9 protein-coding genes and 1 tRNA gene are annotated in these 12,389 nt (G+C 71.3%); 9 read left to right on the plus strand and 1 reads right to left on the minus strand.

The annotated features are described in order from the left end of the window. The first annotated feature begins 1 nt into the window (after position 1). From thpD to PHZ_RS21580, 3 genes are read left to right on the plus strand one after another with little or no spacing between them, the layout of a single operon-like run. Positions 2-898 carry an ectoine hydroxylase gene (gene thpD, locus PHZ_RS07370; protein ID WP_236611879.1) on the plus strand — a complete coding sequence of 299 codons (897 nt, stop codon included), beginning with the start codon at positions 2-4 and terminating at the stop codon, positions 896-898. Next, positions 898-2,334 carry an aspartate kinase gene (locus tag PHZ_RS07375; protein WP_012521897.1) on the plus strand — a complete coding sequence of 479 codons (1,437 nt, stop codon included), beginning with the start codon at positions 898-900 and terminating at the stop codon, positions 2,332-2,334. The genes thpD and PHZ_RS07375 overlap by 1 nt, the downstream gene beginning before the upstream one ends. A gap of 32 nt (positions 2,335-2,366) precedes the next feature. Further along, a complete protein-coding gene (locus PHZ_RS21580; protein ID WP_187149105.1) occupies positions 2,367-3,761 on the plus strand; it encodes an MFS transporter in 1,395 nt (464 codons plus the stop codon). Here the strand turns inward: PHZ_RS21580 and PHZ_RS07385 are convergent. Further along, a tRNA-Cys gene (locus tag PHZ_RS07385) sits at positions 3,751-3,824 on the minus strand. The two genes, PHZ_RS21580 and PHZ_RS07385, sit on opposite strands and share 11 nt — an antisense overlap. Positions 3,825-3,976: 152 nt before the next feature. Here PHZ_RS07385 and PHZ_RS07390 point away from each other — a divergent pair. From PHZ_RS07390 to PHZ_RS07415, 6 genes are all read left to right on the plus strand, one after another. Continuing rightward, positions 3,977-4,543, plus strand: coding sequence for a protein-L-isoaspartate O-methyltransferase family protein (locus PHZ_RS07390; protein WP_012521899.1), 567 nt, complete (start codon positions 3,977-3,979; stop codon positions 4,541-4,543). 120 nt (positions 4,544-4,663) lie between these two features. Then, complete coding sequence (locus PHZ_RS07395) at positions 4,664-6,202, plus strand: TolC family outer membrane protein (RefSeq protein WP_012521900.1); 1,539 nt, start codon at positions 4,664-4,666, stop codon at positions 6,200-6,202. A gap of 126 nt (positions 6,203-6,328) precedes the next feature. Further along, on the plus strand, positions 6,329-6,910 hold the full coding sequence (locus PHZ_RS07400; protein WP_012521901.1) for a DUF2497 domain-containing protein: 582 nt from the start codon (positions 6,329-6,331) through the stop codon (positions 6,908-6,910). A 162-nt stretch (positions 6,911-7,072) separates the two neighbouring features. Beyond that, entirely contained in the window at positions 7,073-9,754 is a 2,682-nt protein-coding gene (locus tag PHZ_RS07405) for a valine--tRNA ligase (protein ID WP_012521902.1), read from the plus strand. A 143-nt stretch (positions 9,755-9,897) separates the two neighbouring features. Beyond that, positions 9,898-11,652 carry a class I adenylate-forming enzyme family protein gene (locus PHZ_RS07410; RefSeq protein WP_012521903.1) on the plus strand — a complete coding sequence of 585 codons (1,755 nt, stop codon included), beginning with the start codon at positions 9,898-9,900 and terminating at the stop codon, positions 11,650-11,652. After that, positions 11,649-12,374 (plus strand): TlyA family RNA methyltransferase, encoded by a 726-nt coding sequence (locus PHZ_RS07415; RefSeq protein WP_041373316.1) that lies wholly within the window; start codon positions 11,649-11,651, stop codon positions 12,372-12,374. The genes PHZ_RS07410 and PHZ_RS07415 overlap by 4 nt, the downstream gene beginning before the upstream one ends. Positions 12,375-12,389: the final 15 nt, after the last annotated feature.

The raw sequence follows: 12,389 nt of genomic DNA on the forward strand, positions 1-12,389 counted from the left end.
CGTGGCCTCGAAGCCTGCCTGGCAGCCGCGCATCGACCCGGTGGCCCACAGCCGCTGGACCCCTGAGGCGCCGATCTCGGCCGAACAGCACGTGATGTTCGAGCGCGACGGCTATCTCGTGCTCGAGAACCTGTTCTCGGCCGCCGAGGTGGCCACGCTACAGCGCGAACTGGAGCGGATGCGCAAGATGCCGGCCTCGCTGGAGACCGAGACGCTGATCGCCGAGCCCGGCTCGGGCGCGCTGCGCTCTGTCTTCGCGATCCACGCCCAGAACCGGCTGTTCGGCCGGCTGGCCGCCGACGAGCGGCTGGTGTCGGTCGCTCGCCACCTGCTGGGCGACGAGGTCTACATCCACCAGTCGCGGCTGAACTACAAAAGCGGCTTCGACGGCAGGGAATTCTACTGGCACTCGGATTTCGAGACCTGGCACGTCGAGGACGGGATGCCCCGCATGCGGGCGCTGTCGATGTCGGTCCAGCTCGCCGACAACCACGCCGTCAACGGCCCGCTGATGGTGATGCCGGGCTCGCAGCGGACGTACGTCTCGTGCGTCGGCGAGACGCCCGAGGACCACTACAAGCAGTCGCTGCGCAAGCAGGAGTACGGCGTGCCGGATCGCGACAGCCTGGCCCGCCTGGCCGAGACCTGCGGGATCGTCGCCCCCACCGGGCCGGCCGGCTCGGTCGTCCTGTTCGACTGCAACACCATGCACGGCTCGAACGGCAACATCACCCCGTTCCCGCGGGCCAACGCCTTCATCGTCTACAACTCGGTCTCCAACCGTCTGGTGGAGCCGTTCGGCGGGCGCGCCCCGCGGCCCGAGTTCATCGCCACCCGCGAGGGCTTCGAGCCGCTCACGGCGATGGGCGGCGACCTCGCCGAGGGGAGGGCGGCCTGATGGGCGTGCATACCGTCGAGAAGATCGGCGGCACCTCCATCTCGGACACGCGCGCGGTCCTGGACAACATCCTGATCGGCGCGCGGACGGGGGCCGAGCTGTACAACCGGATCTTCGTGGTCTCGGCCTACGCCGGCGTTACGGACAGGCTGCTCGAGCACAAGAAGACCGGCCGGCCGGGGGTGTACGCCCTGTTCGCCGCCGCGGCGTCGGGCGAGGGCGAGGCCTGGCGCACGGCGATCGACGACCTGCTGACGCACCTGCGGGCGCTGAACGCCGAGCGGTTCACCGACCCGGCGGACCTGGCGGCGGCCGACGCCTTCGTGGAGCAGCGGGTCGAGACCGCGCGCTCGTGCCTGGGCGACCTGCAGCGCCTCTGCGCCCAGGGCCACTTCCGGCTGGACGCCCAGCTCGGGGCCGTGCGCGAGATGCTGGCCTCGATCGGCGAGGCCCAGAGCGCCCACAACCTCACGCTCGAGCTGCGCCGCCGCGGCGTCAACGCCCGGATGGTCGACCTGACCGGCTGGGACGAGCCGGACGCCGTCGAGCTCGACGAGCTCCTGGCGCGCGCCTTCGCCGACGTGGACCTGGCGAGCGAGCTGCCCATCGCCACCGGCTACGCCAAGGCGGGCAAGGGCCTGATGGCCGAATACGGCCGCGGCTACAGCGAGGTGGTGTTCAGCCGCACGGCGGTGGTGACGGGGGCCCGCGAGGCCACGATCCACAAGGAGTTCCACCTCTCGAGCGCCGATCCCAAGCTGGTCGGGCCCGGGGCCGTGCGGAAGGTCGGGCGGACGAACTACGACGTCGCCGACCAACTGGCGAACCTCGGCATGGAGGCGATCCACCCACGGGCGGCGCGCGGCCTGCGCCAGGCCGGCATCCCCCTCTGCGTGCGCAACACCTTCGATCCCGAGGATCGGGGCACGACCATCTGGTCGGACTTCGTCTCGGAGCAGCCGCGGGTGGAGATCATCTGCGGCCTCACGGGCCTGACGGCGCTGGAGCTCTTCGAGCCCGACATGGTGGGGGTGAAGGGCTATGACGCCGGCATCCTGGCGGTGCTCACCCGGCACGCGGCGCGGATCGTCTCGAAGGCGTCGAACGCCAACACGATCAGCCACTACCTCGACGCCACGCCCAAGCAGGTGAAGCGGGTGATCGCCGACCTGGAACGCGAGTTCCCGAACGCCACGGTGACGACTCAGCAGGTCGCGGTGGTGGCGGTGATCGGCAGCGACCTGAACATCCCCGGGCTCACCGCCGCGGCGGCGCAGGCGCTGGCGGACGCCGGAGTCGAGATCCTGGGCATCCAGCAGCTCACCCGCCGGGTGGATCTGCAGTTCGTGGTCCGGGAGCGGGACTACGCCGCGAGCGTCCAGGCCCTGCACGCGCGCCTGGTATGCGGGGGCGGGCGGCTGCGCTCGGCGGCCTGAGGCGTCGACGCCGGATCGAAGTGGGGGCTGACATGACGATGGAACAGGACGGCCGGGGCCCTGCGGCGCCGGCCGAGGCGGCCGCCGTCCGCCGGGCGGTGGCGGCTTCGGCGGTGGGCAACGCCACCGAGTGGTTCGACTACGGGATCTACGCCTACGGGGTGACCTACATCTCGGCGGCGCTGTTTCCGGGGGAGGCCGCGCAGGCGACGCTGTTCGCGTTGGCGACGTTCGCGATCTCGTTCCTGGTGCGGCCGCTGGGGGGCTTCTTCTGGGGCCCGCTGGGCGACCGCCTGGGGCGCAAGAGCGTGCTGGCCTTCACCATCGTGCTGATGGCCGCCGCCACGTTCCTGGTGGGCCTCCTGCCGACCCACGAGGCGGTGGGCTTCTGGGCGCCGCTGATGCTGGTGATCCTGCGGATGGTGCAGGGCTTCTCCACCGGCGGGGAGTACGGCGGTGCCGCGACGTTCATGGCGGAGTACGCGCCCGACGACCGGCGCGGCTTCTTCGGCAGCTTCCTGGAGGTCGGCACCCTGGCGGGCTTCTCGTTCGGGGCCCTGCTGATGCTGGGCTTCTCGCTGCTGCTGGGGAACGAGGCCATGCACGAGTGGGGCTGGCGCCTGCCGTTCCTGGTGGCCGCGCCGCTGGGGCTCGTCGGTCTCTACCTGCGGGCCAAGATCGAGGACACGCCGGTGTTCCGAGAGGCCGAGGCGCTGGAGGCCGAATCCGCCAGCCGCCAGCCCGGCCTGAAGACGCTGTTCACCGGCTACTGGCGCCCGCTGCTGGTGATGAGCGGCCTCGTCATCGCGCTGAACGTCGTGAACTACACCCTGCTCAGCTACATGCCGACCTATCTCGAGCGACGCCTGGGCCTTTCGACCCAGCAGGCGCTGCTGGTCCCGATCATCGGCATGCTGTGCATGATGGCGCTGCTGCCCTTCGCGGGCGCGGCCTCAGACCGGGTGGGGCGCAAGCCGCTGTGGGCGGCCTCGCTGGTCGGGCTCTTCGTCCTGGCGATCCCGCTCTACCACCTGATGGGCGCGGGCCTTTCCGGGGCGATCGTCGGTTTCGCCGTACTGGGGCTGCTCTACGCGCCGCAACTGGCGACGATCTCGGCGACCTTCCCGGCCATGTTCCCGACGCGCGTGCGGTTCGCGGGCTTCGCGGTCGCCTACAACGTGGCCACCTCGCTGTTCGGCGGCACCGCGCCGGCCGCCAATTCCTGGCTGATCGAGCGGACGGGCGACGCCGCCGTCCCCGCCTACTACATGATGGCCGCCTGCGTGGTGGGCCTGATCGCCCTGGCCTTCACGGCCGAGACCGCCGGCCAGTCGATCCGCGGCGACGCGGGCGCGCCTGCATCCTCTCGCCGAGGCGGCGCCGTCCGGGGCGGGCAGGGGACAGTGTCGGGAAACTTGGAGGCCTGACCGGGAATCGAACCCGGGTACGCGGATTTGCAGTCCGCTGCGTCACCACTCCGCCATCAGGCCGTCTCGAAGGCCCTTGGGCTCTCCGGAGGGCGCGAGGGCTACCAGAAGGCACCGGCCGGAGCAATCTCCGTGAGGGCCCGCAATTGCGTTTCGCAGGCTGAGGCCTATAAGCCCCGGTCTCACGCCCACCTTACGCTTCCCGAGGGGATTCGATGGCCGACTTCGCCGCCGCCCGCCTGAACATGGTGGAGAGCCAGGTGCGCACCCAGGACGTGACGGACGTGCGCCTGCACGACGCCATGCGCGACCTGCCGCGCGAGCGCTTCGCGCCCGAGGGCAAGGCCTATCTGGCCTACGCCGACGTCGAGGTGGAGTACGCGCCCGGCCGCTGGCTGCTGAAGCCCCGCGACGTCGCCAAGCTGCTGCAGGAAGTTCGCCCGATGCCCGGCGAGCGCGCCCTCGCCATCGCCGCCCCCTACGCCGCGGCCGTGCTGGAGGCGCTGGACCTGCAGGTCACGCGGCTGGACGAGGACCTCCGGCAGGTCCCGGCCGGCGAGTTCGACGTCATCATCTGCGAGGGCGCCGTCGCCCGCGCCCCCGAGGCCTGGGTGAAGGCCCTGGCCATGGATGGCCGCCTGGCGGTCATCGAGCGGGACGGGCCGGTCGGCCAGGCCTGCCTCTACCTGCGGGCCGAGGACGGAGTCGGCCGCCGTGTCCTGTTCGACGCCACGCCCCCGGTGCTCGCGGGCTTCGAGGCCCGTCACGGTTTCGCCTTCTGACGATGCTCAGAAACACGCCCGAAACCGGGCCGTGAAAAAAGCTTAAGGTGACGCCGCTTGGTCCTGCGGGCACAGGACGCATATAGAACACGACGTCTCTCGCACGATCGGGGATTACGAATGTCGAAGAGTCCGCGCGGCCGCCTCCTGGCCGCGGTCTTCAGCGTGGGGCTCGCCGCCGCCTTCGCGGGCCCGGCCGCCGCCGAGACCCTGGCCGACGCCATCGCGCTGGCCTACGAGACCAACCCCACGCTGCAGGCCCAGAGGGCGACCCAGCGGGCGCTCGACGAGAGCTTCGTCCAGGCCCGCACCGGCTGGCGCCCGACGCTGAACCTCAACGGCTCGGTCCGATACCTCGAGGACCGCTCGCCGCGGGCCATCATCAACCCGGCCCAGCGCACCACCATCGAAGAGGGCAACAGCGCCAGCGTCGGCCTGACCTTCAACCAACCCCTGTGGACCGGCGGCCGGGTCGCCGCGGCCGTGTCCGCGGCCCAGGCCGAGGTGCTGGCCGGCCGCGAGAACCTGCGGCGCATCGAGGCCCAGATCCTGGCCACCGTCATCCAGGCCTACGCCGACGTCCGGCGGGACCAGGAGGCACTGCGCATCCGCCAGGAGAACGTCCGCGTCCTGACCCGCCAGCTGGAGGAGTCCCAGGCCCGCTTCGACGTGGGCGAGGTGACCCGCACCGACGTCGCCCAGTCGGAAGCCCGCCTGGCCCAGGCGCAGGCCCTGTTCAGCGAGTCCGAGGCCCAGCTGGCCATCAGCCGCGCCAACTACGCCCAGGTGGTCGGCCAGAATCCCGGCGAGCTCGCGCCCGAGCCGTCGCTGGCGCACATGCTGCCGACCGATCCCGATCAGGCCTACACGGTGGCCGAGGAGAACAACCCGCAGCTCCGCGCCCAGCAGTTCGCCGAGCAGGCCAGCCGCGCGCGCATCGCCGGCGCCCGCGCCGAGCGGATGCCGAACGTCAGCGCCCAGGCGACCATGGCCTTTGGCGGCCCGGCGCGGCCCCAGCCGCCGAACGATCCGTTCGAGCGCGGCCTCTTCAACCGCGAGAGCACGGCGACGGTGAACGTGACCGTGCCGCTGTTCTCGGGCGGCCTCGTCTCCTCGCGCGTGCGCCAGGCCGTCGAGCGCAACAACTCCGACCGGCTGACCACCGAGGCCGTGCGCCGCAGCGTGCTCCAGAACATCACCTCGTTCTGGAGCCAGCTGATCGCCGCCCGGGCCAACATCGCTTCCAGCGAGCAGCAGGTCCGCGCCGCCACCATCGCCGCCGAAGGCACCCGCCAGGAGCAGCAGGTGGGCCTTCGCACCACCATCGATGTGCTGAACGCCGAGCAGGAGCTGCGCCAGGCGCAGCTGAACCAGGTCTTCGCGCGCCGCGACGAATACGTCTCGGCCGCCGGCGTGCTCTCGACCATGGGCCGGCTCGAGGCCCGCAACCTCGTTCCGACGGCGCCGCAGTACGATCCGGCCAAGAACTTCCGGAAGCTGCGCGTCACCTGGGGCTGGGTGCCGTGGGAGGAGCCGATCGGCATCGTCGACCGCGTCCTGACGCCCTGGCCGGCGCCGACGCCCGACCCGAAGCCGGTCGAGGCGGCGATTCCCCCCGGGCTGACCCCGCCGCCGGCGAACGCGGCGGCGCCCCGCTGACTCTCCGCTGACCCTCCGGTGGTTCCCCCTGGAGGGGAACGGAGGGCGGCTGTGCGTGCGGAAATTGCAGGAACGTCGCCGCGCGCTTAGGCTCGGGCGATAGATTCCCTTTGCGGCGGCAGGAACATGTCCGAACAGACGTCCCAGGAACCGACGATGGAGGAGATCCTCGCCTCCATCCGCCGCATCATCTCCGAGGACGAGGCGCCCGCCGAGGCCAAGCCGGCCGAGCCGGAGGCGGCGGCCGAGGCCGCCCCCGAACCTGCGCCGGAGCCCGAGCCGCCCGCCGCCGAGGCGGCCCCGCCGCCGACCCCCGAGCCGGAACCGGTGCAGGCCGCCGCGCCCGAGCCCGCGGGCCTGGCCGACGACGAGGACGACGAACTGGAGCTGACCCAGAAGGTCGAGACGCTGGGCGACCTCGACGTCCTCGCGCCCGCCGAGAGCGAGCCCGCCGCCGTCCCGCCGCCTCCCGCGCCGACCCCGGCCTCGGCGCTCGTCAGCGAACGCGCCGCCACCGCCGCGGCCTCGGCTTTCGGCCAGCTCTCGGCCGCCATCGCCATGCCGCGCGAAGGCCGCACGCTGGAGGACGTGGTGCGCGAGCTGCTCACCCCGCTGCTGCAGCAGTGGCTGGACGACAACCTGCCGCGCATCGTCCAGGAGGCGGTCGAGGCCGAGGTCGCGCGCATCGCCCGCGGCCGAGTAGGCTGACGCCCCATCCGTCACCGCTCATCCCCGCGTAGGCGGGGACCCCCTGGGCCTCCCACGCGGCGTTAGCGGACGCCCGGGCCGGCCGGGCCTTCCTGAAGCTGGGCGTGGATCCCCGCTTTCGCGGGGGTGAGCGGGTGTGTAAGGACCGCTCCGGACATCGCCATGCTTGAAAAGACCTTCGACCCCAAGACCGCCGAACCGCGCCTCTACGCCGCCTGGGAGGCCTCGGGCGGCTTCGCGCCGACCGACGATCCGGCCGCCGAGCCGTTCAGCATCGTCATCCCGCCGCCGAACGTGACGGGCTCGCTGCACATCGGCCACGCGCTGAACAACACCCTGCAGGACGTGCTGATCCGCTTCGAGCGGATGCGCGGCAAGGCGGCCCTGTGGCTGCCCGGCACCGACCACGCCGGCATCGCCACCCAGATGGTCGTCGAGCGCCAGCTCGCCCAGGAGGGCAACCAGAGCCGGCGCGACATGGGTCGCGAGGCCTTCGTCGAGAAGGTCTGGGAGTGGAAGGCCAAGTCGGGTGGGACCATCGTCAACCAGCTGCGCCGGCTGGGCGCCTCCTGCGACTGGAGCCGCGAGCGCTTCACCCTGGACGAGGGCCTCTCGGCCGCCGTCCGCAAGGTGTTCGTCCAGCTCTACCGGGAGAAGCTCATCTACCGCGACAAGCGGCTGGTGAACTGGGACCCGCACTTCCAGACCGCGATCTCCGACCTGGAGGTCGAGCCGCGCGAGGTTGACGGCCACTACTGGCACTTCGCCTATCCGCTGGAGGAAGGCTCGGGCGAGATCGTCGTCGCCACCACGCGCCCGGAGACCATGCTGGGCGACACCGCCGTGGCGGTGCATCCGAGCGACGAGCGCTACACGCACCTGGTCGGCAAGGCCGTGCGCCTGCCGATCGTGAACCGGCCGATCCCGATCATCGCCGACGAGTACCCGGACCCCGAGAAGGGCTCGGGCGCGGTGAAGATCACGCCTGCGCACGACTTCAACGACTTCGCCGTCGGCAAGCGCCACAACCTGCCGATGATCAACGTCTTCGACGACTTCGCGCGGCTGAACGACAACGTCCCGCCCGAGTACCGGGGCCTGGACCGCTTCGCCGCCCGCAAGAAGGTGGTCGAGGAGTTCGAAGCGCTGGGCCTGCTGCGCGGGATCGAGAAGACCCGCCACGTCGTCCCGCACGGCGACCGCTCGGGCGTCGTGGTCGAGCCCTATCTGACCGACCAGTGGTACGTGAACGCCGAGGTCCTGGCCAAGCCCGCGATCAAGGCCGTGGAGCAGGGCGACACGGTCTTCGTGCCCAAGGCCTGGGAGAAGACCTACTTCGAGTGGATGCGGAACATCCAGCCGTGGTGCATCTCGCGCCAGCTGTGGTGGGGCCACCGTATCCCGGCCTGGTACGGGCCGGACGGCAAGGTGTTCGTCGCCGAGAGCGAGGCCGAGGCCCGCCGCCAGGCCGCCGAGCTCTACGGCCGCGACGTGGACCTGCGCCAGGACGAGGACGTCCTCGACACCTGGTTCTCGTCGGGGCTGTGGCCGTTCTCGACCATGGGCTGGCCCGAGCAGACCGAGGACCTCGCCCGCTTCTATCCGACCCACACCCTGGTGACCGGGTTCGACATCATCTTCTTCTGGGTCGCCCGGATGATGATGCAGGGCCTGCACTTCACGGGGCAGGTCCCGTTCCAGCGGGTGTTCATCAACGCCCTGGTGCGCGACGCGACCGGGGCCAAGATGTCCAAGTCCAAGGGCAACGTCATGGACCCCCTGGAGCTGGTGGACGAGTTCGGGGCCGACGCCCTGCGCTTCACGCTCACCGCCATGTCGGGCCAGGCGCGGGACATCAAGCTCTCGAAGCAGCGCATTGAAGGGTATAGGAATTTCGGTACGAAGCTGTGGAACGCCACGCGCTTCTGCCAGATGAACGGCTGCGCCCGGGCCGAGGGCTTCGACCCGGCGGCCGTGCAGGCGCCGCTGAACCGCTGGATCGTCGGCGAGACGGCCCGGACCGCGCGTGCGGTGACCGACGCCCTGGCCGATTGCGGGTTCGACGAGGCCGCGACGCAGCTCTACCGCTTCATCTGGAACCGGTTCTGCGACTGGTACGTCGAGCTCGCCAAGCCGCTGCTGAACGGCGAGGACGCCGCGGCCAAGGCCGAGACCCAGGCGACCGCCGCCTGGGTGCTGGACGTGATCCTGAAGCTGCTGCACCCGGTCATGCCGTTCATCACCGAGGAGCTGTGGGGCCAGACCGCCGACCTTGGAGCGTCGCGGGAAGATGCCCCGGGCGGGCAGGACGGCTTCCTGATGACCGCCCGCTGGCCCGAACTTTCCGACAGCCTGATCGACCCGGCCGCCGACGCCGAGATCGGCCTGATCATCGAGGCCATCTCCGAGGGCCGCTCGGTCCGCGCCGAGCTGAATGTCCCGCCGTCGGCCCGGCCGCCGCTGCTGGTCGTTGAGACCTCCGCCGAGCAGCGCCGGGTGCTCGAGGCCAGCACGCCGCTGATCGCCCAGCTGCTGCGGGTGGCCGAGGTTCGCTTCGTGGACGCCGCGCCCGAGGGCGCGATCCCCTACGTGGTGGACGGGGCGACGCTGGCCCTGCCGGTGGCCGAGTTCATTGATCTGGCGGCCGAGCGCGCGCGCCTGGCCAAGGAGGTCGCGAGCCTGACGGGGGACATCGAGAAGACCTCGAAGAAGCTCGCCAACCCTGACTTCGTGGCCCGCGCCCCCGAGGAGGTGGTCGAGGAGAACCGCGAGCGGCTCGCCGAGGCCGAGGCGGCCAAGGCCAAGCTCGAGGGCGCGCTCGCCAGGCTGACCGCCGCCGGCTGAAAAAACCAGCGTCGTCGGTTTGCCTCCGGCGCTGGGTTATGGTTGTTCACTTGAGACGACGCGCAGGCGATGACACCTGCGCGCGACCCTTCCGGTTCGGCATGCCCCATGCCGACCGGGACAGGCTCTAGGAGAAACGCCGAATGTCCGAGCCCGCGCTGCCGCCCGGCTGGCCCGCCATGTCCATCGCCCAGGCCCACGCCCTGATGACCCAGCCGGGGACCCCGCTGGAGGTCGAGGAGATCGACATCCGGGGCGTCAAGACCAAGGTCTGGAAGCACCTGCCGCCGTCGCTGCGGGCGGTCGTGGAGGCCTCCCGGGCCCACGGCGAGAAGATCTTCCTGGTCTACGAGGACGAGCGGGTCAGCTTCGAGGCGTTCTACCGGGCGGTCTCGGCCTTCGCGCGCGAACTGCAGGCGCAGGGCGTCGGCAAGGGCGACCGGGTCGCCGTGATCATGCGCAACCTGCCCGAATGGGTGATGGCGTTCTACGCCGCCGCCTCGGTGGGGGCGGTCGTGACGCCGCTGAACGCCTGGTGGACCGGCCCCGAGCTGGAGTACGGCCTGACCGATTCCGGCGCCAAGGTCGCGGTGATGGACGCCGAGCGCTACGAGCGCATGACCGAGCACCTGCACAACTGCCCCGAGCTGAAGCGCGTCTACGTCAGCCGCGAGGTGGACGAGATCGCCCATCCGCACGTGGCCAAGCTGTTCGAGGTCCTGGGCGAGCCGAACGATTGGGCGAAGCTGCCCGACCAGCCGCTGCCGGCCGTCGAGATCGGACCCGAGGACGACGCCACGATCTTCTACACCTCCGGCACCACGGGTAAGCCGAAGGGCGCGCTCGCGACCCAGCGGGCGGTGAACTCCAACATCCTGACCGCGGCGGCCGCCGGCGCGCGCAGCTTCCTGCGGCGGGGCGAGATGCCGCCGGCGCCCGATCCGGAGGCGCCGCAGCGCTCGGCCCTGATCTCGGTGCCGTTCTTCCACGTCACCGGCTGCTTCGCCGTGCTGAACCCCACGCTCTTCTCCGGCGGCAAGCTGGTGATGATGTACAAGTGGGACGTGATCCGCGCCTTCGAGCTGATCGAGCGCGAGAAGATCATGCTGGCCGGGGGCGTGCCGACCATCGCCTGGCAGCTCATCGAGCACCCGGCCCGCGCCAACTACGACCTGTCGTCGCTGGAGAGCGTCTCGTACGGCGGCGCGCCGTCGGCGCCCGAGCTGGTGCGTCGCCTGCGCGAGGCCTTCCCGAAGTCGCAGCCCGGCCAGGGCTGGGGCATGACCGAGACCTGCGCCACCGTCACCTCGAACGGGGCCGAGGACTACGTGAACCGTCCCGACAGCTGCGGCGTCGCCGCCGCCGTCGCCGAGATCCAGATCCGCGACCCGAACGACGGCAAGACCGTGCTGCCGCCGGGCGAGGTTGGCGAGCTGTGGTCGTTCGGGCCGATGAACTGCAAGGGCTACTGGAACAAGCCCGAGGCAACCGCCCAGACCTTCGTCGACGGCTGGGTCCGCACCGGCGACCTCGCCCGCATGGACGAGGAGGGCTTCTGCTTCATCATCGACCGCGCCAAGGACATGCTGATCCGGGGCGGCGAGAACATCTACTGCGTGGAGGTGGAGAACGTCCTCTACGACCATCCGGCGGTGATGGACGCGGCCGTCGTCGGCGTGCCGCACCGGACGCTGGGCGAGGAGCCCGCCGCGGTGGTCACCCTGAAGCCGGGCGCCGAGGCGAGCGAGGACGAGCTCCGGGCCCACGTCGCCGAGCGGCTGGCCGCCTTCAAGGTGCCGGTGGCGGTGAAGTTCTGGCGTGAGACCCTGCCGCGCAACCCGAACGGCAAGATCCTGAAGAACGAGCTGAAGAAGCTCTTCGTGGAAGAGCCCGCCTGAGGAAGCGGGCCGACGTCCTGCTGGTCGAGCGCGGTCTCTTCGAGAGCCGCGCCAAGGCCCGCGCCGCCATCGAGGCGGGCGGGGTGACGGCGGACGGACGCACGGTCGGCAAAGCCTCGGAGATGCTGGACGAGACGGCGGCCATTGCCGCCGCGCCGGCGCATCCCTGGGTGGGCCGCGGCGCGCTCAAGCTGGTCCACGCCCTGGACCTCTGGCCGGTGGCGGTGGCTGGCCGCGTCGTCCTGGATGTGGGCGCCTCCACCGGCGGCTTCACCGAGGTGGCGCTCAGCCGGGGCGCGGCGCGGGTCTATGCGGTGGACGTCGGCCGCGGCCAGCTCCACCCGAGGCTCGCCGCCGATCCCCGGGTGACGAGCCTCGAGGCCACCGACGCCCGCGACCTCACCGCCGCCCTGATCCCGCAGCCGCCGGGCCTGATCGTCACCGACGTCAGCTTCATCGGCCTGGCCAAGGCCCTGCCGGCGGCGCTCGCTCTGGCAGGCGAGGGGGCCGACCTCATCGCCCTGGTGAAGCCGCAGTTCGAGGTCGGCCGCGAGCACGTCGGCAAGGGCGGCATCGTCTCCGACCCCGACGCCCGCGCCCGCGCCCTGGAGGATGTGAAGGGCTTCCTCGCCGGGGCCGGCTGGACGGTGCGCGATGCGGCCGAGAGCCCCATCGCCGGCGGCGACGGCAACCGCGAATTCCTCATCTGGGCGAAGAGATAGGCCGCCAAAAGAAAG

It is taken from the genome of Phenylobacterium zucineum HLK1, assembly GCF_000017265.1.
GTDB lineage: Bacteria > Pseudomonadota > Alphaproteobacteria > Caulobacterales > Caulobacteraceae > Phenylobacterium > Phenylobacterium zucineum.